The following is a 19049-nucleotide window of genomic DNA, read 5'->3' on the forward strand; positions in this document are numbered from 1 at the left end:
TCGTGAATGAGTGTGAGAATTCACCGAGAACATCATTTCACGGCCAAAACAACGTCGATCGTTGCATCGATAAGTGCGTCTACCTGTTCTTCTCGATAGCCGCGCAGCTTCATTCGAAAGGCGGCAGAACGCAGCTGTTCTGCCGTGATCTCTTCGCCGTCACGAAGAAAAGCGGTGATGCGTTCACACACATGGTCAACTTCGGCGCGGTCGTATCCGTAACCCAATATTCCGGTGCGTGCGAAGCGTGCCCCCGCAGGACGCTGCAAGTGCTCCACAATAACCTGCGCGGTGCTGCGTGCATCATCCACCCACGCCCTCGCACCGCGCTGTGCAATCGCTGCGCTGCGTTCACGCTGTGCGAGCGCGTCTTCGATCCTCGTCAGAGCTGCATCGACCGCTTCGGGCTGATATCCACGACGAACCATCCGAAAAGAAGCCGAACGAATATCGGCAGAAGTCACGGCGCCATCGCGTTCATCAAAGCTCGCCCGTGCCCGCCGCAAGAAGTCTTCCACCTCAGTGGGCTCGTAGCCGCGAGCTCGCTTCTCGGTCACGGGAAATAGTCGTCCACTGCGTCGTACTCGCTGCTGTTCCGTCACGCTCATGCCACCGCCAATGATGACAGGGCAAAGAAGAGCATGAGCGCACCGGCAGCCGAAGGCAAAATGCTGTCGAGCCGGTCGAGAACACCGCCGTGTCCAGGCAAGAACGAGCTCATATCTTTAATTCCTAGATCGCGCTTGATGAGCGATTCGCACAGGTCTCCCATCGTTGCCGTGCATACCAACACGATTCCCACGATGATCCCTGCCCACCAGGGCAGGTGGAGGAGAAATACGCTCAATATGACGCCCACGATAACCGAGCCGACGACAGCCCCAGCAAAACCTTCCCAGGTCTTTTTCGGGCTAATTTTTGGTGCCATCGGATGCTTGCCGCCACGCCCAAACAGAAGACCCGAGGCATATGCGGCCGTATCGGCGGCGACAACAACGGCAAGAAACGTGAGAATCCACAGTTCACCGCCGTCTTGCCTCAGCAGAATCATCGCCAGAGCGGCCAAAAACGGGACATATACCTGAATGAAGCTGCCCACCAATAGGTCGGACAGCACATCACCATATGTTCGCCCGTCGCCAGCGATCATTTGCCCGATGATTCGACACACCAGCACGATCATGATGGCCGTGAATAGCGAAACCCACACCAGCCACGCATCGGCAAAGTAGCCGGCGATAATAAGCTGTGCTGCGGCGAGAAGCTGCGGCACAAGATCAATCTTGCGCCCACCGCCACGCAGCGCGATGGCAAGTTCATAAACAGCAAGGCCTGCCGCCAACAGGGCAAAGACAACGAAGGCCCATTTGACGATCAGCAACGATGCCAGCACAAGTGCTCCGATGAGGAGTCCGATAGCTATCGCACCGATGAGGTTGCGACCGGCGCGCGCCTTGATGCGCTCATTGGCCTGATCGAGCTGATCCCTGGCGTGGGAGACGTGCGACTCAATTTCTGTGCGCGCAACATGCCACTGGCCGCTCAGACGAGCGCCATCGTGGCGAGCATCATCGGTCTCATCTACTTCCGATAAGACCGAACCGAATATGACCGCAGGATCATCGTCGGATGGCAGCTGTTCCGGCTCGGAAGGATGCTGCTGTTCTGCTGCGGTCCCTTCCCGCAGCAGACGCATCTCACGGCGGGTTAAGGGGCGGCTATCACCGCCGTCGCCCCCCTCGAATGCGGACATAGCTTATACCTCGAGAAGCTCGGCCTCTTTGCGCTTGAGTGCCTCGTCGATCAGGTCAATGTGTTGACGAGTCAACGCATCAAGTTCCTTTTCACCGCGTGCGACTTCATCTTCGCCAACCTCGTTTTTGAGGGCATCAAGCTCGTCTTTTGACTTGCGACGAATACCGCGCACGTGCACACGCGCGTCTTCGCCCTTCGACTTCACGAGTTTCACATACTCTTTGCGACGCTCTTCGGTCAGTTCCGGCATGGTCACACGAACCAGGTTGCCGTCGTTCGTGGGGTTGACGCCGAGGTTTGGCATGTCTCGGATGGCCTGCTCGATGTCTTTCAACGCTGATTTGTCGTACGGAGTGATGATCAGCGTGCGTGCTTCCTGGTTGGCCAGCGACGCAAGCTGTGCCAGCGGGGTGGGAGTCCCGTAATACTCAACCATGAGTTTTTGAAACATTTGAGGGTTAGCGCGCCCCGTGCGCACTGTGGCAAAGTCTTCTTTCGCTGCCTCGACAGCCCGGGTCATTCGAGTAGCGGTCTCTGACAGGACATCCGCGATCACGGTGGCTCCTTAGCTTTGAAAGTGTTGCAACAATTCTAATGGGCACGGTCACCAGCTCGCTGAAAGCTCCCCGGTGACCCGCCGTCGTGGCACTCAGGCGGTAACCAAAGTACCTATCTGCTCGCCGAGCAGCGCCCGGGTAATGTTGCCACCTGGCTCCATTCCGAACACGCGCATATCCATGCTGTTGTCCATGCACAGGCTGAATGCAGTCGAATCAACCACCCGTAGGTCACGCTGAAGAGCTTCTCGGTACGTAACTTTTTCGATTCGAGTGGCGCTCGCGTCTTTATTCGGGTCGGCCGTGTATACGGCGTCGACACCGTTTTTTGCTACGAGCACTTCATCGGCGTTGATTTCTAGAGCGCGCTGGGCAGCAACCGTGTCGGTAGAGAAATACGGCAGTCCGGCGCCGGCACCAAAGATGACTACTCGTCCCTTTTCCATGTGCCGCTCAGCTCGCAACGGAATGTACTGCTCCGCAACCTGGGTCATGGAAATAGCGGACTGCACTCGTGGTTCTGCGCCAGCCTGTTCAAGAAAGTCTTGCAGTGCCAGTGCATTCATGACTGTGCCGAGCATTCCCATGTAGTCGGCCCGCCCGCGGTCCATACCTCGCTGGCTGAGTTCTGCACCGCGAAAGAAGTTGCCGCCTCCGACGACAACAGCCACTTGCACCCGGTCGACGGCTGCTGCAATATCACGGGCGATTTGGCTCACAACATCGGGGTTTACGCCGAGTTGCCCTCCACCGAATGCTTCACCGGAAAGTTTGAGAACGACTCGACGTTGGCTCTTCTTGGTCATGGGCGATTCCTCTCCTCGCATTCAACATAGCGCCCGTAGGCACAATGAAGGGGTTCGGATCGCGAGATCCGAACCCCTTCATTCACTGTCAGGCTCCAACCTTGAAGCGGGCGAAGTCGGTGACTTCAATACCTGCGTCTTTGGTTACCTGGGCAACGCTGAGCTTGTTGTCTTTCGCGTAGTCCTGCTCAAGAAGCGCAACCTGCTTGAAGTAGCCGGTGATACGGCCTTCAACGATCTTGGGCAATGCTGCTTCGGGCTTGCCCTCGTTACGCGAAATTTCCGTAACGATGTCGCGTTCTTTCGCTACGTCTGCCTCGGGAACGTCGTCACGAGTCAGGTACGAAGGGTTGGCGAATGAGATGTGCTGTGCAATGCTGCGCGCGGTCTCTGCGTCGTCACCGGAGTAGGCAACAACCACACCGATCTGCGGCGGCAGGTCTTTGCTCGTGCGGTGCAGGTACACCTGCGTGGCGTCACCCTTGACCGTGCGAACACGGCGTAGTTCTACCTTTTCACCGATGATGGCGGCCTCATCAGAGATCAGTTCGCCAACAGTCTGGTTTCCGGATGCTGCGGCCAGCGCGGCTTCTACGTTGTCGGCTCCTGCAGCAGCGGCAGCGTCGACGACCTTTTCGGCCAGTGCGATGAACCGTTCGTTCTTCGCGACGAAGTCGGTCTCGCACGCGAGTTCGAGCAGCGTCACAGCGCCATCGCTCTCGCGAGCGACGACGAGTCCCTCGCTGGTCGAGCGGTCAGCGCGCTTGGCGTTACCCTTTGCGCCCTTGAGGCGAAGAATCTCTGTTGCCTTTTCGAGGTCGCCATCGGCTTCTTCGAGGGCCTTTTTTGTGTCGACCATACCGGTGCCGAGCTGCTCACGCAGAGCTTTAATGTCAGCAATAGTGAAGTTGGCCATGTGTCGTGGCTCCTTGCTTCGTATGTCTGTTTGCGATGTACGCGGGATTATTTTGCGTCGGTGGCAGGCGCTTCAGCAGCGGGTGCCTCGGCAGCCGGTGCCTCCACGGTCTCAGCTGCGGTGTCAGCGGGAGCCTCAGCAGCTTCTGCTGCCTCGGTTGCTGTTTCAGTCTTTTCTTCCGTAGCCGGAGCTTTTTCGCCACCCTGTTCGAGCAGTTCACGTTCCCACTCGGCCAGCGGCTCGGCGTCGCCCTCGGGGTTGTGCTTCTGCTGCAGGCCTTCGGCCGCTGCGTCAGCAATGATGCGCGTGAGCAGCGATACCGAACGAATAGCGTCGTCGTTACCGGGGATCGGGTACTGGAAGTCGTCGGGGTCGGCGTTAGTGTCGAGAATACCGATCACCGGGATGCCGAGTTTCTTCGCCTCGTCGATAGCGAGGTGCTCGCGTTTGGCGTCGACAACCCAGATGGCGGATGGTGTGCGCGTGAGGCTACGGATACCACCGAGCGACTTGTGCAGTTTGTCGAGCTCGCGCTTCTTCAGCAGCAGTTCTTTCTTGGTGAAGCCGCTTGCTGCGGGGTCATCGAAGTTGAGTTCTTCGAGCTCTTTCATGCGTGCCAGACGCTTCGACACGGTCGAGAAGTTGGTCAGCAGACCACCGAGCCAGCGCTGGTTCACGTAGGGCTGACCCACGCGAGCGGCCTGCTCTGCCAGTACTTCTTGAGCCTGCTTTTTGGTACCGACGAAGAGAATCGTGCCACCGTGTGCGACGGTCTCTTTCACGAAGTCGTAGGCCTTTTCGATGTAACCGAGCGACTGCTGCAGGTCAATGATGTGGCTGCCGCTACGCTCCGCAAGAATGAAGCGCTTGACTTTCGGGTTCCAGCGACGGGTCTGGTGACCGAAGTGAACGCCAGCGTCGAGCAGCTGACGGATAGTGACCACTGCCATGGTCGTCTCCTTATTCTGGCGCCTCAGCGCCCTCTGGGTTGTTGTACCGGCAGAAACCGGTGATCCTGGTGCCCGACACACTCCCGCCCTAATAAAAGGGACCGCGGGGAGTAAATGTCACGGATAACCGCTATGGGCACGCGTAGTCATCCCATGGGGGATGCGCCTCAAGTCTACCAGCGTGCGGCGACCTCTCTTCACCACATACCTGAGAATCTGCACCGGCATCTGCGCCATCATCGGCAGTCTCCACCGAAGGCTGCTCATTCCTCCCCGCCGTGTTTCATAAAACAGTTATCCCCGGATGCTGCACCAGCAGCCTGTGCGTCCACTCCCGGCAACCCGGCACTCGGCACGATGGGCCTATGAGGATGAGAACGGGTGAAGAACGCGGTGACCGCAGGAGCACAGGCATCCGGGTGAGCATGTTTGTGGTCGTGGTTATCGTGCTCGCCTGGCTCATGGGCGCGACGCCAGCACGCGCCGAACAGGCCATGGCGGAGAGTGTGGGCACAGAGAGTGTGGGTATTGGGCGTAAAGGTACAGAGCAGGAGTGGCCGCGCGCCACGTGGCCAGTCTCCGATGCCCGTGAGATTGTACGTGAATTTATTGCTCCTGCTCACGAGTATGGCCCGGGCCATCGTGGTGTCGATATCGGGGCGTCGTTCGAGACCGAGGTGCGTGCGCCAATCGGCGGCACAGTCGCGTTTAGCGGCGTGGTAGTTGACCGGCCACTGGTAACGATCGACACGGGCGACGGAGTCGTGTTTACCCTCGAACCGGTTCTTTCGCAGCATCCGGCAGGGTCGTCGGTACGTGCCGGCGAACAGGTAGGGACCCTCGCCACTGGCGGGCATGCATCTGCGGGATCACTGCATGTTGGGGTGCGGTGGCACGGCGTTTACGTTAACCCCATGCTGCTGTTCGGTGATGTACCGCGTGCCGTGTTACTGCCATGCTGCAGCGGGGCAGGCTAGGCGCGAGGGTGGGCGAGTCGATATGCGGCTTCGAGACGCTCGGCCGACACATGAGTGTAAATCTGTGTCGTGCCCAGGCTCGAGTGGCCAAGGATCTCTTGCACTGTTCTCAGGTCGGCTCCCCCGTCAAGCAGGTGCGTTGCCGCCGAGTGCCGCAGCGCATGCGCTCCCACGTTTTCTTCACCAATAATGGGGCCGAGCAGCCGCGACACGAGTGTGTGTACCGCGCGTGGGTTGAGTGCTCCGCCTCGTGCACCCAAAAAAACGGTGGCTCCGGATGCCACTGAATTCTCACGTGCCCGTGCAGCAAGCACGGGTCGCCCACGCCGCAGATACGCACTGACGGCGTCTCGAGCCGGAATCCCGAACGGAACAACGCGGTCTTTGTTGCCTTTTCCGTGCACACGTGCGGTGCAGCGATCCAGGTCGAGGTCGTCAACAGTTATGCTGCACAGTTCAGAGACTCGAATACCAGCGCCATAGAGCAGTTCCATGACAGCGTGGTCGCGCAACGCAATGGGGTCCCCCTGAGTCGCTGTCAGCTGCAGCTGGGTAAAGAGCTCGGTGATGCTTGCGGCAGAAGCCACGGTGGGAAGCGTCCGGCTTTTGCGGGGCGCAACCAACCGCAGGCTGGGGTCGTGCGCAGTGTGATTATTTTCGTGAGCCCACGCAAAGAAAGAGCGCACGGATGCAGTTCTGCGAGCCAGTGTTGAGCGGGCATCGCCTCGCTGCGTGGCCTTCCACAGCCAGTCACGCAGGTGCTCAATATCAATGCTGTCGAGATCTTCGTCGGCAAGACTCGCCTGAAAATCATTCAGGTCAGAACGATAGGCGCGCACCGTGGCGGGTGAGAGTCGGCGCACCGTTGCCACATAGTCGAGGTAGTGCTCGATGGCCGCGGTGATGCTCATGGTTCTAGTGTGCGCGTGGGCACCCGCAGCATCCGGAAGCCTCGCCGCTGTCGCACTAAGTGTCGAGGTGCGACCCGCACTATGCTTCCGGATGCTACCCGCACTTACGTTGGCAGTCGCCTCCAGCCGTTGTGTGACTCCGCAACCACTCCTTGCATGAGCAGAAGCCCCAGAAGCGTCTGTATGCGAGCCACCGCCAGGCCCGAACGCCGAGCAAGATCTTCGGTCGTGCGCGGTGACCGCGAACTTAATGCGTCGGTGAGACGCAGAACGTCTTTGTCAGTCAGTGTCGTGATGGGTCCGGATGCTTCACTCAGGCCCAGTAGCTCACGGGCATCGGCCGCATGCCGTATGCACGCTGCGTCGTACTCTCGTAGGAGCCGGTGGCACCCGGCAGAGGCAGCCGAAGTAATCGGGCCAGGAACGGCACCGAGAGGTCGACCCAGTGTTGCTGCGTGTCCGGCAGTATTGAGAGATCCGCTGCGTTGACCCGCTTCGATCACGACCGTGGCGTTGCTGGCTGCTCCGATCAAACGATTGCGGGCGAGGAACCGCCATTTTGTCGGTGCGGTACCGCACGGCACCTCGCTCACGAGTACTCCTGTAGCGGCGATTCTCTCGAGCAGCTGACTGTGGCCTGCAGGGTAGAGACGGTCGACTCCGCCGGCCAGAAAAGCGACAGTTTGTCCGTCGACACCCAGTGTGGCGCGATGGGCAACACCGTCGATACCGTAAGCACCTCCGGACACGACGGTGATGCCTGAAGAGGCCAGGTCTCCGGCGATCTCTGCTGCCGCATGTTCGCCATAGCGTGTAGCAGCCCGTGCCCCCACAATCGCAATGGAGGTCTGTGCGGTGAGGACTTCGCGGTTGCCACGAAGCCACAGCATGTGCGGTGCATGGTTTCCCAGGTCATCGAGCGCTTTCGGCCACAGCGGGTCATCAGGAAACAGCACGCCGACCTTGAGCCTATTCGCCGCGGCGACTGCATCGCACAGCGTATTCCTATCGAGCCGAAGTCGCCAGCGTTTTTGCGCTTCTACCAGAGTGTCACGAGCAGCCGGGAGCGCATCGGGCAAAGCCTGTACCCCCGCCGCGACACGTAGCGCTTCGACAGGTCCGAGGTGGGCGATGAGGGTTCCTGCAACGCCGTCACCCGGTTCGGTGATCACGCTCCACGCTATTCGTGCCAATACCGTTGCAGCGTCTCGATCGGGGCGCAGCTCAGAAGCCCACTGCTGTGCATCTGCACGGGTGAGGTAGTCATGAATCATGTGTGTAAACCCTTCTTGAAAAACAGTGCTCGGCCGACGTGATCGATCGTGGGAATGTCGGCCGCATCAAGGTCGGCAATCGACCACGCCAGCCGCACAATGCGGTCGTAGCTGCGCAGAGTCAACAGCCCCCGTTGCAGAGCGATATCGAGCGGCGCTCGTGCCTGCGCAGGGATAGCGTTATCGGGTCGCCGCAGCCAGGTTCCTGGCACATCAGCGTTCACCTGCCACGGCGTGTCTCGCAAACGAAAACGCGATCGATCGCGTGCCAGCACGACCTTCGCCGCCGCCTGCGCGGTCGTTGTTGTGCCCGATGCCGGCTGCGTAACCATGGCTGCTGGCACGCGGCGCACGTGCAACTCAATATCGATACGGTCACGCAGCGGCCCGGAAAGCCGTGACGCATAGCGGCGTACCGCCATGGGCGTGCACAGGCACTCTTCGCCCACCACCCCATAGGCTCCGCAGGGGCAGGGGTTTGTGGCAAGGATCAGTTGAAAACGCGCCGGAAAGGCCGCGGTAAAACCTGCACGATGAATCTCAATATGCCCGGCCTCCAGTGGTTGACGCAGGGCATCAAGAGCAGAACGGGTGAATTCGGCGGCCTCATCGAGAAATAGCACTCCGCGGTGAGCACGCACGATCGCTCCGGGCCGAATAGTACGTGATCCTCCCCCAACCAGCGCCGCCAGAGATGCTCCATGATGGGGAGCAACAAACGGGCGATCTCTATCAAGCGCCGTAACGGGCTCGCCACTGATAGAGCGCACCGACGTTGCCTCGAGCGCTTCTTCATCACTCAGAGGCGGCAAGACAGCCGGCAGTCGTCGAGCAAGCATCGTCTTACCGGCTCCTGGCGGGCCAGACAGCAACATGTTGTGACCGCCAGCAGCGGCGACAATCAAAGCTTCTACGGCATCGGCCTGCCCTACCACGTCGGCAAGCTCTGCTGCCTGTGATGGTGCGGCGGCGACACCCGCGTGGTCAACCGGAGTGACGTCTGCCGGTGCCACGGATGCACCGTGCAGAACAGCCGCCTCGGCAAGGCTCTTCACAGCGTGCACAGTGACGCCGTCAACGAGCTCTGCTTCTTTTCTATTGGCCCAGGGCACCACCACGCGTGAAAAACCGGCATCTCGCGCTACCTGCACCGCCGGCAGAACTCCCGCAACAGGGCGAACGCGGCCATCGAGACCCAGTTCTCCCAGGTGTACCGTGCTCGCCGCACTGCGTTGGTCGAGCTGATGTTCGGTCGCAAGCGCTGCGATCGCGATCGATAAATCGAGCCCTGCCCCGTGTTTAGGCAAACTGGCCGGCGACAGATTCACCGTCAATCGGCGTCGCGGCAGCTGCATACCGCTGTTTTGGCAGGCATTCTGCACGCGGCTGACGGCTTCACTGAGTGCCTTATCGGCAAGGCCGATCAAGAAGAAACCGGGTGTTTGCGAAGAGAGATTCGCTTCGACCTCGATCATGTTTCCGACGATCCCGGTCACGGCGACGGTCCACGTACGCGCGGTGGTCATCGCACGTCTTCCAGGTGCTCGAGCGTGCCCGCCCAGGGGTCACGGCCGGTTATTCCGATGGCGTGCACACGGAGTGATCGCCCACGTGCGGCATCCGGATGCTGCTTTACCCACTCATGCGCGAGGCGCCACAACCGTTGCTTTTTGGGTTCGGTAATCGCCTCGAACGGGTGACCAAAATCGAGCGATGAACGCGTCTTAACCTCAATAAAAGCCAGTGCGGTTCCGCGCTGGGCCACGATGTCGATCTCACCGAGAGAGCATCGCCAATTGTGGTCAAGGATGCGGTATCCGCACTCGAGAAGATAGTGACGAGCTCGCTGTTCACCCGCGCGACCCAGGTCGTCTTTGTGTGCCATGCGCACAACACTGCCGCTTCGCGCGGACTGTTATCGAAGGTCTCGAGTGTTTTCTCCACCATCTGCGGATAACGCACATTGTGGCGTCGTCGTGCAGGAATCGCTCAATGAGTGCGGTGTCGCGCAGACGCCCCCCGCGTCTTATTCTCCGTCGAGCTATTCTCCGTCGAGTGACAACTCTTGCGGAAGCTCAAACTCCCGACGAGACAACTCTTCGATATTGACGTCTTTGTAGGTGATGACGCGCACAGCCTTCACAAAACGGTCTGCACGATAGATGTCCCACACCCATACGTCGCCCATGGTGACTTCGAAATAAAAATCTGCCTCGGTGTCACGCCGCACAATACTGACGTCATTGGCCAGATAGAAACGGCGCTCCGTCTCGATCACATACTGGAATTGCCCGACAACATCGCGGTATTCGCGATACAGAGCCAGTTCTAGCTCGCGGTCGTAGTCCTCGAAAGCATCGTCGTCCATGGTGCCTCCATCCTATGAGTCTGCCGTCGCAATTGCAGACCGATTCCCCGCCAGCGAACAGCGGCTCGTTATGAGTGGTTTAAAAGAGTGCCGGTGCATCACGAATCGTCCACGAGGCGCGATGGTACGGGGTAAGCCCCAGACCGCGAATCGCAGCACGATGATGGGCACTCGCATACCCTTTATTGCTTTGCCAGTCGTAAGCCGGGTATTCATCGTGGAGGCTCGCCATAACTGCATCACGAGTGACCTTAGCCACAATCGATGCGGCCGAAATCGATGCGCAATCACGGTCGCCCTTTGCCACGGTATGCACGTTCATTTTTTCTGGGTGAACGCTCGACAAATAATCGTGCGTGCCATCGAGCAAAACACCCACACCGTCAGAATCAGCCACATGCATAACAACGGCGCTGATGGCACGCGAAGCAGCTAAGCCCAGGGCGCGGATGATCCCGACCTCATCAATTTCTGGGGCCTCTGCCCGCCCCACAGCAAACCCCACCACCCAGTCTTGTGCGCGCTGCGCAACCGCATCTCGCTGCTTAAGAGGCACAAGCTTCGAATCCCGCAGGCCCTGCGGAATGGGCAACTGCGCGCACCTCCGGTCGACCACAACGGCACCCACAGCAACCGGCCCCGCAAGCGCGCCGCGACCGACCTCGTCAAGCGCAATGAGGTGACTATAGGTGTGCAGCATCCGGTGTTCTAACTGCAGTGTCGGCTCTACCACTGCCATCATTCACCGTCGTCGTTCGTCGTAGCGTCTCGCACGCTATTGAAGACCTCGGGGTGGCTGTCGATCGTGCTCCACCGCTCGAATGGCCACGTAATGATGAAGGATCGGCCCACCACGTTTTCTAACGGCACGAACCCTGCACCAGGTTCCTCTTGGTGATAACGCGAGTCTTGTGAACGGTTGCGGTTATCGCCGAGCACCCACAACGCATTGTCGGGAACAACAACGTCGAACTCCAACGCGGAGGCTGGTGCTGAGTCGGATGGAAGTTTGATGTACGCCGACTCGTCAATGGGTGAGCCGTTAACGGTGATCTGACCGAGAGAGTTACAGCACTCCACGTGGTCGCCCGGAAGCCCGATGATGCGCTTAACCAGGTGCTCGTCCGAATCAGCAGCGCTCAAGCCAATCACGGTCAAAAACCGGTCAAAACCATCAGCGAGCGGTGACCGCGACGGCGGCGATATTTGCGGCAACCAGCCACCAGGATCTCGAAAAACAACAACGTCGCCACGGTCGTAACCGGTGAAACGCGGTGTGAGCTCGTCAACCAGGATGCGGTCGTCAACGGCAAGAGTGTCTTCCATCGACCCGGAGGGAATGAAGAAGCTCCGAACCAGGAACGTTTTCACGAGGAACGATACGACAAGGGCTATCAAAATAACGACGACGATATCGCGCAGAAACGAGAGCAACCCTTTGCTCCGCGATACTGGAACACCCATACCATCAGCAGCGCGATATGCGGGCTCTTTGCTCATTCGTCGTCCTTCACGAGGGGCCGTGCCGCCTCGTGGCGGTACTACCAGAGTCGCACATTTTTTGGCTAGAGAAAAAGACACCACCCCGGAGCATCTCGCCCCGGGGTGGTGAACAGTCGTGAACTTAGTTTTCGCGCTTCTCGCGGATCTTGGCTTTCTTGCCGTGCAGGTTGCGCAGGTAGTACAGCTTGGCGCGGCGTACATCACCGCGGGAAACAACTTCGATGCGCTCTACCGATGGGCTGTGCACGGGGAACATACGCTCAACGCCCACCTGGAAGCTGATCTTGCGGACGGTGAAGGTCTCGCGTACGCCATCACCCTGGCGACCGAGCACAACACCCTGGAAGATCTGAACACGCGAGCGGTTACCCTCAGTAATGTTGACGTGCACCTTGACGGTGTCACCGGGGCCAAACTCGGGAACTTCGGAACGGAGTGAAGCCGCGTCGACGGCGTCGAGGATCTGCATGATCGTCTCTCTCTGCACTCGCCACAGGTCGGGTGCATAGGTATAAAGGAATAAGGTTTGAGTGTGCCGCGCAACGTTCAGCGTTGGCAGGACTCCCCTGAGGCAGAGCCTTCACCGGCACAAGCGTCTATTCTGCCACGAATAAGCGCGCAACAGCAAAGTGACTGGTGGCTGTTGAAGAAAATTAATTGCTGGGCTGGCGACGACGGTTTTCGTCGATGATGATGACGTCGGGCCGAATCACTCGATCATGCCGAGGGCCGCGTCCGGCCGAAGCGCCGTCGTCTGACGAAGCATCATAGGTTTCCGGATGCTGCCCGCCAGCGCTATTCCAACGGGCAGCGTTGATACTCCATACCGCCCGCCCTTCACGACTCAACTGCACGATGGAACACACGATGACTGCGGCACCCATCAGCGCTGCGGCAAAGAAGAGGAACGCAAACGCTCCGCGAGGATAAAACCCCAGCGCGATGATCAACGCATGCCAGAGGCCAATGATGACGACGTCTGGCCATGACAGGGCTCGCCAGCTTCGCACCGTAGGACGAGAACGAACCAGCAGCGTTACCGCCAACTGCCCAAAAAATACTGTGGGCAGAGCAATGAAAAGAACCGAGATGAACGCCCACCCGCTGGCGCGAAAAATAGCGGAACCTACGAGTAACCACAGCGGCAACAGGAACGCTGCCGGTAGCATCCAGCGATAAAAACCTTGTCTGACCACCATGTCCTGATGGTACGCCCTTGATGACGCCCTGACTCTTGTTTTCGCTGTGAGCAATCGCTCACGTACACGTACGAGAGAATAGACACGACGAGAGGACACCCTAATGATCGAATTGCGCACCCCGGCCGAGATTGAGCAGATGCGCGCGGCCGGCCGGTTTGTCGCAGAGACCCTGGCGACTCTTCGCGAAGACACCCGGGTCGGTACAAACCTGTTGGATATTGATCGTCGGGCGCATGACCTCATTCGTCGCGCGGGTGCAACTTCGTGCTACATCGACTACGCACCGTCTTTTGGCAATGGCCCCTTCGGCAAGGTCATCTGCACGTCTATTAACGACGCTGTCCTCCACGGCCTACCCCACGACTACAACCTGCGCGATGGCGACCTTGTGACCCTTGATTTCGCTGTGGCGATAGACGGTTGGGTTTCTGACTCTGCGGTGTCGTTCGTCGTCGGCACTGCCCGAGACGAAGATCTCCGCCTCATCGATACAACAGAACGCGCTCTGGCAGCCGCCATCGAACAGGTGACGGTGGGCAAGCGTATCGGCGATATCTCTGCCGCAATTGCGGAGGTTGCCCACGGCGAGGGCTACACAATCAACACTGACTTTGGTGGACATGGTGTAGGACGCGAGATGCATGGCGACCCTCACATCCCCAATAATGGCCGCGCAGGACGCGGATTTCCGCTGCGCGAGGGGCTGGTGTTTGCTATCGAGCCATGGTTTTTAGCATCGACTGACAAGCTGCGCACCGACGCCGACGGCTGGACGCTGCGCAGTGCCGACGGGTCTCGTGGTGCGCACTCCGAGCACACTGTAGCTGTGACCGCTGATGGCCCGATTATTCTGACGGACCGCTCGTTTCTCGGGGTGAACTAGCGGCTACTGATCGCTGGCAGCACCGTCGATAAGGTCGGGGCGCCGAGTGCGGGTTCGTTCCCACTGCTGTTCGCGGCGCCAGGCGGCAATCGCAGCATGATTGCCGCTCAGCAAAACCTCGGGCACGGGGCGGTCTCGCCAGGTGCTGGGTTTCGTGTATGACGGATACTCGAGTAGTCCGTCTTCGTGTGACTCTTCGACCAGGCTGTCGGGGTTGCCGACGACGCCGGGAATGAGCCGAACTATGGCCTCGATCATGGCCATCGAGGCAACTTCTCCGCCGTTAAGCACGTAGTCGCCCAGGCTCATCAACCGCACAGAGCCGAGTGAAGAGGCATAGTCGAATACTCTCTCGTCGATGCCTTCGTAACGCCCACATCCAAAGATGAGGTGCTGCGTGCTAGCGAGCTCTCGAGCTTTTTCTTGCGTAAACACTTCTCCGGCCGGAGAAGGAAAGATGATTGTCGGATGCTGCTCAGCATTCGCCGTAAGAGCGTCGAGCGCCTGTGCCCACGGTTCGGGTTTCATCACCATGCCTGCACCGCCGCCATACGGCGTATCGTCGACTGTACGGTGGCGATCGTGCGTCCAGTCACGAAGGTCGTGCGTACGTAGCTGCAAAAGCCCGCTGTCTTGTGCGCGGCCTAACAGTGACAGCGTCAACCCGTCAAAATATGAGGGGAAGATAGAAACGATGTCGATGCGCATGCGTTGATCGTAGCCGGGCTTAGTCGCCGGCTGCATCGATCTCTTCGAAGAGACCTTCGGGTGGTGTGACCACAACGCGCCCGGCTTTCACGTCGACGCGCGGAACGATCGCTTTTACAAAGGGGACCATCACCTCGCGGTCGTCGACCTGAACAATCAGCAGGTCTTGCGCAGGCAAATGATCAACGCGGCTCACGCGACCGACGACAACGCCTTCACGCTCAACCTCGAGACCGACGAGCTGGTGGTCGTACCAGGCGTCGTCTTCGGGTTCTTCGTCTCCTGTGTGATCAACCCACAGGATGGCTTTCACGAGCGTTTCCGCGTCGTTGCGGTCGTCAACGTCGCGGAAGAACACGACGGAGTGACCATTCATGACGCGGTACTCACGAACGACGACTGTTTTACCGTGCCACGGCGAGGCTTCAGGAACCTGAAGCGTAAACTCTGCCCCGGAGACAAACCGTCGCTGGGGGTCATCGGTGTACAGCTCAAGCTTGAGCCCGCCTTTGAGCCCGTGGGCTTTTACCAGACGCCCTACGCGCAACTGGTTGCGGGTTCCGCTGCGTTCCTGCCCTGCCAACTTAGTCGTCCGTGACATCGACGCGAACGCGACGCCCGTCGGCAAGAGCACTGATGAGTGTGCGCAGAGCCTTTGCGGTACGGCCACCGCGCCCAATCACGCGACCCCGGTCATCAGGGTGCACTCGAATCTCGAGGAGTTCACCTCGAGATGACGATGATTCTGTGATGCTGACATCGTCGGGGTTATCAACGATCCCTTTGACGATGTGTTCGAGCGCGGCGGCCAGCACGGCAGACTACTCGGCGTCAGCGGCGGCCTCAGGGGCCTCCGCGTCAGCTGCCTCGGTCGAAGCCTCTTCTGCAGGGGCTTCTTCCTTTTTCTCAGCCTTGGGCTTGATAACCGACTTCTTTGCGGTGTCGGCCTCGAAAGCCTCTTTAGCTTCGGCGGTCTTCACCGTCGACTTTGCGTCTTTCTCACCCTTGAAGGTGCCCCAGTCGCCGGTGAGCTTCAGCAGAGCAAGGACCTGCTCGCTCGGCTGTGCGCCGACCGAAAGCCAGTACTGTGCGCGCTCAGAGTTGACCTCAATGAACGAGGGCTCTTCTGTGGGGTGGTACTTGCCGATCTCTTCGATCACGCGACCATCACGCTTGGTGCGCGAGTCGGCCACAACGATGCGGTAGTAAGGCGCACGGATTTTTCCGAAGCGCTTGAGACGGATCTTGACAGCCACGATTCTCCTGAATGATGTGGTTAAAGCGGATGAACTGTAACGCCTGGAGAGTGGGGTGCACATCCGGCGGGAGCTCTGAGGAGGCCGGACACGCCAGATAGAGGGTCGAGCGCGCCGTCCAGCCTTCTATTCTGCCAGAACATTTCTGTGCCTGCGACCAGTGAGGGTGCTCACGGTGAACGTGTCGAAAGAATATCGAGCCACTGAGCATGCCAAACTGTGCACGTGGCCATTACCTTTGCCGAGTCTGCTCGATCAACCGTGGGTGTCGAGTGGGAAGTGATGCTGGCTGATCCGCGCACCGGTGAGCTTGTGGGGCGAGCTCCTGAACTGCTGAGCGAGCTGGAGGCCGCCTCGCAGCACAGTCGACATACGGTCACGGGTGAGCTGCTCACCAACACGATCGAAGTTACCAGTGGGGTCGGCGCGACCGTCAGCCAAGCGATCGACGATGTTGCCCAGGCTATTCGCGAGGTTCGAGCTGCAACCGACCCCATCGGGGTGGAACTACTCTCGGCCGGAAGCCACCCTTTTGCACAGTGGTATCAGCAAGATGTCAGTGAACATTCGCGCTATCACACCATGATTGATCGCACCCAGTGGTGGGGGCGCAACATGATGATCTGGGGTATTCACGTGCATATTGGCGTAGAAGATCGCCGCAAAGTGATTCCTCTCGTCAACGCGCTCTCCACATATTTGCCGCATCTGCAGGCTCTCGCTGCGTCGAGCCCGTTTTGGGCGGGAGAACGCACCGGATACGCATCCAATAGAGCGCTCGTTTTTCAACAACTGCCCACCGCAGGTTTACCGTGGACCCTGGAATCGTGGGCAGATTTCGAAAACTACCTCGACGACATGGTGACGGCAGGTATTGTCGCCGATGCCACCGAAATTCGGTGGGATATCCGCCCCGCCCCGCGGTGGGGCACGATTGAGGTTCGTGCGTGTGACGGCCTATCGACACTGCCCGAGCTCGCGTCGATTGCTGCGCTCGTTCAAGTTCTTGTCGAGCATCTTTCTCGTCGTCTCGATGCGGGTGAAACGCTGCAGCCTCTGCAGCCGTGGTATCACCGTGAAAATAAGTGGCGGGCGGCGCGATACGGGCTCGACGCCACAGTGATTGTTGACCGGCGTGGGACGCAGCATCCGGTGGCTGAACATATCCGGATGCTTGTTGCCGACCTTGCCTCTGTTGCCACTGACCTGGGCTGTGACCAGGAGTTTCGCGGTATTGCCGACATTGTGCGTGACGGTGCGAGTTACCAACGGCAATTGGCGGTGGCCGCAGAAGACGGTGATCTTCGGCGTGTTGTTGCGCATCTGATCAACGAGTTTCGGTCGGGTCCGCACTCGGCCGTGCGCTCAGCACCGTAACGGCCGAGACTACTCCGTCGCGTCAGCATCAACCCAGTCGAACGTGCGCTCGACAGCTTTATGCCAGCGCGCCATGATGGTCGTGCGCTCAGCGTCGGTGATCTGGGGCTCCCACCGGCGGTCTTCACGCCACATGCCGCGCAACTCGTCACGGTCTTTCCACACGCCCACAGCGAGCCCGGCAGCATAGGCTGCCCCGAGGGCTGTTGTTTCGATAATCGCGGGCCGCACCACCGGAACACCCAGAACATCAGCCTGAAACTGCATCAACGTACTGTTGCCCACCATGCCGCCATCAACGCGCAGCTCAGAAATAGGTACCTGGGTATCGGCCACGGCAGCGTCGATAACATCACGCGACTGCAATGCGACCGATTCCAATGCTGCGCGCGCAATGTGTCCTTTATCGGCGTAGCGGGTGAGCCCCATAATTGCTCCGCGGGCATCGGGGCGCCAGTACGGGGCGAAGAGGCCAGAAAACGCCGGCACAATCACTACTCCCCCGTTATCGTCAACGGTCAGTGCAAGCTCTTCCACCTCGGGTGAGTGCGCAATGATTCCGAGGTTGTCGCGCAGCCACTGCACGAGGGAACCACTCACAGCGATTGAGCCCTCCAGCGCATAGCGTGCGGGTTCGTCTTCTAGTTGGTACGCGACCGTGGTGATGAGCCCGTTGCTGCTAGCAACAATGTCTTCACCGGTGTTGACCAGCAGAAAATTGCCGGTGCCATACGTGTTTTTTGATTCGCCCTGCGAAAAACCGACCTGGCCAAATGTGGCCGCCTGTTGATCACCGAGAATAGCCGCCACGGGAATACCGTCGAGAGCTGTACCGCGAACAACACCGTATTCTTCAGACGACGAACGAATGTGCGGCAGCATCGCACGCGGAACACCAAAAATGTCGAGCATCTTCTGGTCCCAGTCGAGTGTGCGCAGATTCATGAGAAGTGTGCGGCTGGCATTGGTGACATCCGTGGCGTGCACGCCGCCGTCGGCACCACCGGTCAGATTCCACAGCAACCAGGTATCGATCGTGCCGAAAAGAAGCTCGCCGCGTTCTGCGCGTTCGCGGGCGCCGTCGATGTTTTCTAAAATCCAGTGAATTTTTGAGGCCGAAAAGTATGCGGCCAGCGGTAGACCGGTAATGTCAGCAAATCGGTTGCTTCCGCCGTCGTCGGCCAAACGGTCAATGAGTGGTTGCGTGCGGGTGTCCTGCCAGACGAGTGCTGGAGCAATCGGCTGGCCCGTCGATTTTTCCCACACGACGGTTGTTTCACGCTGGTTCGTTATACCGATCCCGGCAATGTCGCTCGCAGACACCCGTGCGTCGTCCACGGCTCGGTCGATGACCTCTCGCGTGTGCGACCAGATTTCGTTGGCATCGTGCTCGACCCATCCTGCGTGAGGAAAAATTTGTTCGTGTTCACGCTGGCTCGACCCGACCGCTTTTCCGGACTGATCAAAAATGATCGCGCGGGTGCTGGTTGTTCCCTGGTCGATAGCAACGATGTACATCAGTTCTCCTAGCGGGCTGGCTCCACGCGCAAGCAAAGGCGCTCTGTGCCAGCATAGATTCCGGATGCTGCAGATTGCAGCGGCGTAG

The 19049-nt window shown here is 59.3% G+C and carries 23 protein-coding genes; 3 read left to right on the top strand and 20 right to left on the bottom strand.

The window, feature by feature from the left end; translation table 11 throughout:
- Window positions 1-32: 32 nt before the first annotated feature.
- The 6 genes from ACQUSW_RS02710 to rpsB form a co-directional block, all read right to left on the bottom strand.
- The gene (locus tag ACQUSW_RS02710) at window positions 33-557 is read right to left on the bottom strand and encodes a DivIVA domain-containing protein (RefSeq protein WP_428930717.1); all 525 of its coding nucleotides are present in this window, start codon (window positions 555-557) and stop codon (window positions 33-35) included.
- A 47-nt stretch (window positions 558-604) separates the two neighbouring features.
- The gene (locus ACQUSW_RS02715; RefSeq protein ID WP_428930718.1) at window positions 605-1753 is read right to left on the bottom strand and encodes a phosphatidate cytidylyltransferase; all 1149 of its coding nucleotides are present in this window, start codon (window positions 1751-1753) and stop codon (window positions 605-607) included.
- 3 nt (window positions 1754-1756) lie between these two features.
- A complete protein-coding gene (gene frr / locus ACQUSW_RS02720; RefSeq protein WP_428930719.1) occupies window positions 1757-2311 on the bottom strand; it encodes a ribosome recycling factor in 555 nt (184 codons plus the stop codon).
- Window positions 2312-2404: 93 nt separating this feature from the next.
- Window positions 2405-3118 (bottom strand): UMP kinase, encoded by a 714-nt coding sequence (gene pyrH / locus ACQUSW_RS02725; protein ID WP_428930720.1) that lies wholly within the window; start codon window positions 3116-3118, stop codon window positions 2405-2407.
- A gap of 88 nt (window positions 3119-3206) precedes the next feature.
- Window positions 3207-4034, bottom strand: coding sequence for a translation elongation factor Ts (gene tsf / locus ACQUSW_RS02730; RefSeq protein ID WP_428930721.1), 828 nt, complete (start codon window positions 4032-4034; stop codon window positions 3207-3209).
- Window positions 4035-4081: 47 nt separating this feature from the next.
- Window positions 4082-4984, bottom strand: a complete 903-nt coding sequence (rpsB, locus tag ACQUSW_RS02735; RefSeq protein WP_428930722.1) for a 30S ribosomal protein S2 — start codon at window positions 4982-4984, stop codon at window positions 4082-4084.
- Between the two features lie 365 nt (window positions 4985-5349).
- Here rpsB and ACQUSW_RS02740 point away from each other — a divergent pair, with 365 nt between their 5' ends.
- Window positions 5350-5961, top strand: a complete 612-nt coding sequence (locus ACQUSW_RS02740; RefSeq protein ID WP_428930723.1) for a murein hydrolase activator EnvC family protein — start codon at window positions 5350-5352, stop codon at window positions 5959-5961.
- Here ACQUSW_RS02740 and ACQUSW_RS02745 read toward each other — a convergent pair.
- The 9 genes from ACQUSW_RS02745 to ACQUSW_RS02785 form a co-directional block, all read right to left on the bottom strand.
- Window positions 5958-6872 carry a tyrosine recombinase XerC gene (locus ACQUSW_RS02745; RefSeq protein ID WP_428930724.1) on the bottom strand — a complete coding sequence of 305 codons (915 nt, stop codon included), beginning with the start codon at window positions 6870-6872 and terminating at the stop codon, window positions 5958-5960. The genes ACQUSW_RS02740 and ACQUSW_RS02745 overlap by 4 nt on opposite strands.
- Window positions 6873-6976: 104 nt before the next feature.
- Complete coding sequence (gene dprA / locus ACQUSW_RS02750) at window positions 6977-8146, bottom strand: DNA-processing protein DprA (RefSeq protein WP_428930725.1); 1170 nt, start codon at window positions 8144-8146, stop codon at window positions 6977-6979.
- Window positions 8143-9672 (bottom strand): YifB family Mg chelatase-like AAA ATPase, encoded by a 1530-nt coding sequence (locus ACQUSW_RS02755; RefSeq protein ID WP_428930726.1) that lies wholly within the window; start codon window positions 9670-9672, stop codon window positions 8143-8145. Before ACQUSW_RS02755 ends, dprA begins: the two co-directional genes overlap by 4 nt.
- The gene (locus ACQUSW_RS02760; RefSeq protein ID WP_428930727.1) at window positions 9669-10031 is read right to left on the bottom strand and encodes a YraN family protein; all 363 of its coding nucleotides are present in this window, start codon (window positions 10029-10031) and stop codon (window positions 9669-9671) included. Before ACQUSW_RS02760 ends, ACQUSW_RS02755 begins: the two co-directional genes overlap by 4 nt.
- Window positions 10032-10187: 156 nt before the next feature.
- On the bottom strand, window positions 10188-10514 hold the full coding sequence (locus ACQUSW_RS02765) for a DUF2469 family protein (RefSeq protein WP_428930728.1): 327 nt from the start codon (window positions 10512-10514) through the stop codon (window positions 10188-10190).
- Window positions 10515-10593: 79 nt separating this feature from the next.
- Entirely contained in the window at window positions 10594-11256 is a 663-nt protein-coding gene (gene rnhB / locus ACQUSW_RS02770) for a ribonuclease HII (RefSeq protein ID WP_428930729.1), read from the bottom strand.
- Window positions 11253-12014: a signal peptidase I gene (lepB, locus tag ACQUSW_RS02775; protein ID WP_428930730.1), complete on the bottom strand. Its 762-nt coding sequence runs from the start codon at window positions 12012-12014 to the stop codon at window positions 11253-11255. Before lepB ends, rnhB begins: the two co-directional genes overlap by 4 nt.
- Before the next feature lie 124 nt (window positions 12015-12138).
- Window positions 12139-12486, bottom strand: coding sequence for a 50S ribosomal protein L19 (rplS, locus tag ACQUSW_RS02780; RefSeq protein WP_428930731.1), 348 nt, complete (start codon window positions 12484-12486; stop codon window positions 12139-12141).
- Between the two features lie 184 nt (window positions 12487-12670).
- Window positions 12671-13216: an MFS transporter permease gene (locus tag ACQUSW_RS02785; RefSeq protein ID WP_428930732.1), complete on the bottom strand. Its 546-nt coding sequence runs from the start codon at window positions 13214-13216 to the stop codon at window positions 12671-12673.
- Between the two features lie 103 nt (window positions 13217-13319).
- On the opposite strand from ACQUSW_RS02785, the gene map reads away from it, so the two are divergent.
- Entirely contained in the window at window positions 13320-14102 is a 783-nt protein-coding gene (map, locus tag ACQUSW_RS02790; RefSeq protein ID WP_428930733.1) for a type I methionyl aminopeptidase, read from the top strand.
- 3 nt (window positions 14103-14105) lie between these two features.
- Here the strand turns inward: map and trmD are convergent, their stop codons facing one another.
- From trmD to rpsP, 4 genes are read right to left on the bottom strand one after another with little or no spacing between them, the layout of a single operon-like run.
- On the bottom strand, window positions 14106-14810 hold the full coding sequence (gene trmD, locus ACQUSW_RS02795; RefSeq protein WP_428930734.1) for a tRNA (guanosine(37)-N1)-methyltransferase TrmD: 705 nt from the start codon (window positions 14808-14810) through the stop codon (window positions 14106-14108).
- 19 nt (window positions 14811-14829) lie between these two features.
- On the bottom strand, window positions 14830-15411 hold the full coding sequence (gene rimM, locus ACQUSW_RS02800) for a ribosome maturation factor RimM (protein WP_428930735.1): 582 nt from the start codon (window positions 15409-15411) through the stop codon (window positions 14830-14832).
- Entirely contained in the window at window positions 15395-15625 is a 231-nt protein-coding gene (locus ACQUSW_RS02805; RefSeq protein WP_428930736.1) for an RNA-binding protein, read from the bottom strand. Before ACQUSW_RS02805 ends, rimM begins: the two co-directional genes overlap by 17 nt.
- Before the next feature lie 6 nt (window positions 15626-15631).
- A complete protein-coding gene (rpsP, locus tag ACQUSW_RS02810) occupies window positions 15632-16066 on the bottom strand; it encodes a 30S ribosomal protein S16 (protein WP_428930737.1) in 435 nt (144 codons plus the stop codon).
- Window positions 16067-16291: 225 nt separating this feature from the next.
- Between rpsP and ACQUSW_RS02815 the strand changes: the two genes are divergently transcribed.
- Window positions 16292-17443, top strand: a complete 1152-nt coding sequence (locus ACQUSW_RS02815; protein WP_428930738.1) for a glutamate--cysteine ligase — start codon at window positions 16292-16294, stop codon at window positions 17441-17443.
- Between the two features lie 9 nt (window positions 17444-17452).
- Here ACQUSW_RS02815 and glpK read toward each other — a convergent pair whose 3' ends face one another.
- Window positions 17453-18961 (bottom strand): glycerol kinase GlpK, encoded by a 1509-nt coding sequence (gene glpK, locus ACQUSW_RS02820; protein WP_428930739.1) that lies wholly within the window; start codon window positions 18959-18961, stop codon window positions 17453-17455.
- Window positions 18962-19049: the final 88 nt, after the last annotated feature.

Source organism: Microbacterium luticellae, assembly GCF_050408645.1.
In the GTDB taxonomy this organism is placed as follows: Bacteria; Actinomycetota; Actinomycetes; order Actinomycetales; family Microbacteriaceae; genus Microbacterium.

Coding starts and splice junctions, on each gene's coding strand:
- rimM (WP_428930735.1), bottom strand. CDS start 15,411: ATGTCACGGACGACTAAGTTGGCAGGGCAGGAACGCAGCGGAACCCGC.
- ACQUSW_RS02765 (WP_428930728.1), bottom strand. CDS start 10,514: ATGGACGACGATGCTTTCGAGGACTACGACCGCGAGCTAGAACTGGCT.
- dprA (WP_428930725.1), bottom strand. CDS start 8,146: ATGATTCATGACTACCTCACCCGTGCAGATGCACAGCAGTGGGCTTCT.
- pyrH (WP_428930720.1), bottom strand. CDS start 3,118: ATGACCAAGAAGAGCCAACGTCGAGTCGTTCTCAAACTTTCCGGTGAA.
- trmD (WP_428930734.1), bottom strand. CDS start 14,810: ATGCGCATCGACATCGTTTCTATCTTCCCCTCATATTTTGACGGGTTG.
- ACQUSW_RS02755 (WP_428930726.1), bottom strand. CDS start 9,672: ATGACCACCGCGCGTACGTGGACCGTCGCCGTGACCGGGATCGTCGGA.
- rnhB (WP_428930729.1), bottom strand. CDS start 11,256: ATGATGGCAGTGGTAGAGCCGACACTGCAGTTAGAACACCGGATGCTG.
- ACQUSW_RS02745 (WP_428930724.1), bottom strand. CDS start 6,872: ATGAGCATCACCGCGGCCATCGAGCACTACCTCGACTATGTGGCAACG.
- lepB (WP_428930730.1), bottom strand. CDS start 12,014: ATGAGCAAAGAGCCCGCATATCGCGCTGCTGATGGTATGGGTGTTCCA.
- glpK (WP_428930739.1), bottom strand. CDS start 18,961: ATGTACATCGTTGCTATCGACCAGGGAACAACCAGCACCCGCGCGATC.
- tsf (WP_428930721.1), bottom strand. CDS start 4,034: ATGGCCAACTTCACTATTGCTGACATTAAAGCTCTGCGTGAGCAGCTC.
- ACQUSW_RS02760 (WP_428930727.1), bottom strand. CDS start 10,031: ATGGCACACAAAGACGACCTGGGTCGCGCGGGTGAACAGCGAGCTCGT.
- ACQUSW_RS02740 (WP_428930723.1), top strand. CDS start 5,350: ATGAGGATGAGAACGGGTGAAGAACGCGGTGACCGCAGGAGCACAGGC.
- ACQUSW_RS02715 (WP_428930718.1), bottom strand. CDS start 1,753: ATGTCCGCATTCGAGGGGGGCGACGGCGGTGATAGCCGCCCCTTAACC.
- ACQUSW_RS02785 (WP_428930732.1), bottom strand. CDS start 13,216: ATGGTGGTCAGACAAGGTTTTTATCGCTGGATGCTACCGGCAGCGTTC.
- map (WP_428930733.1), top strand. CDS start 13,320: ATGATCGAATTGCGCACCCCGGCCGAGATTGAGCAGATGCGCGCGGCC.
- rplS (WP_428930731.1), bottom strand. CDS start 12,486: ATGCAGATCCTCGACGCCGTCGACGCGGCTTCACTCCGTTCCGAAGTT.
- rpsB (WP_428930722.1), bottom strand. CDS start 4,984: ATGGCAGTGGTCACTATCCGTCAGCTGCTCGACGCTGGCGTTCACTTC.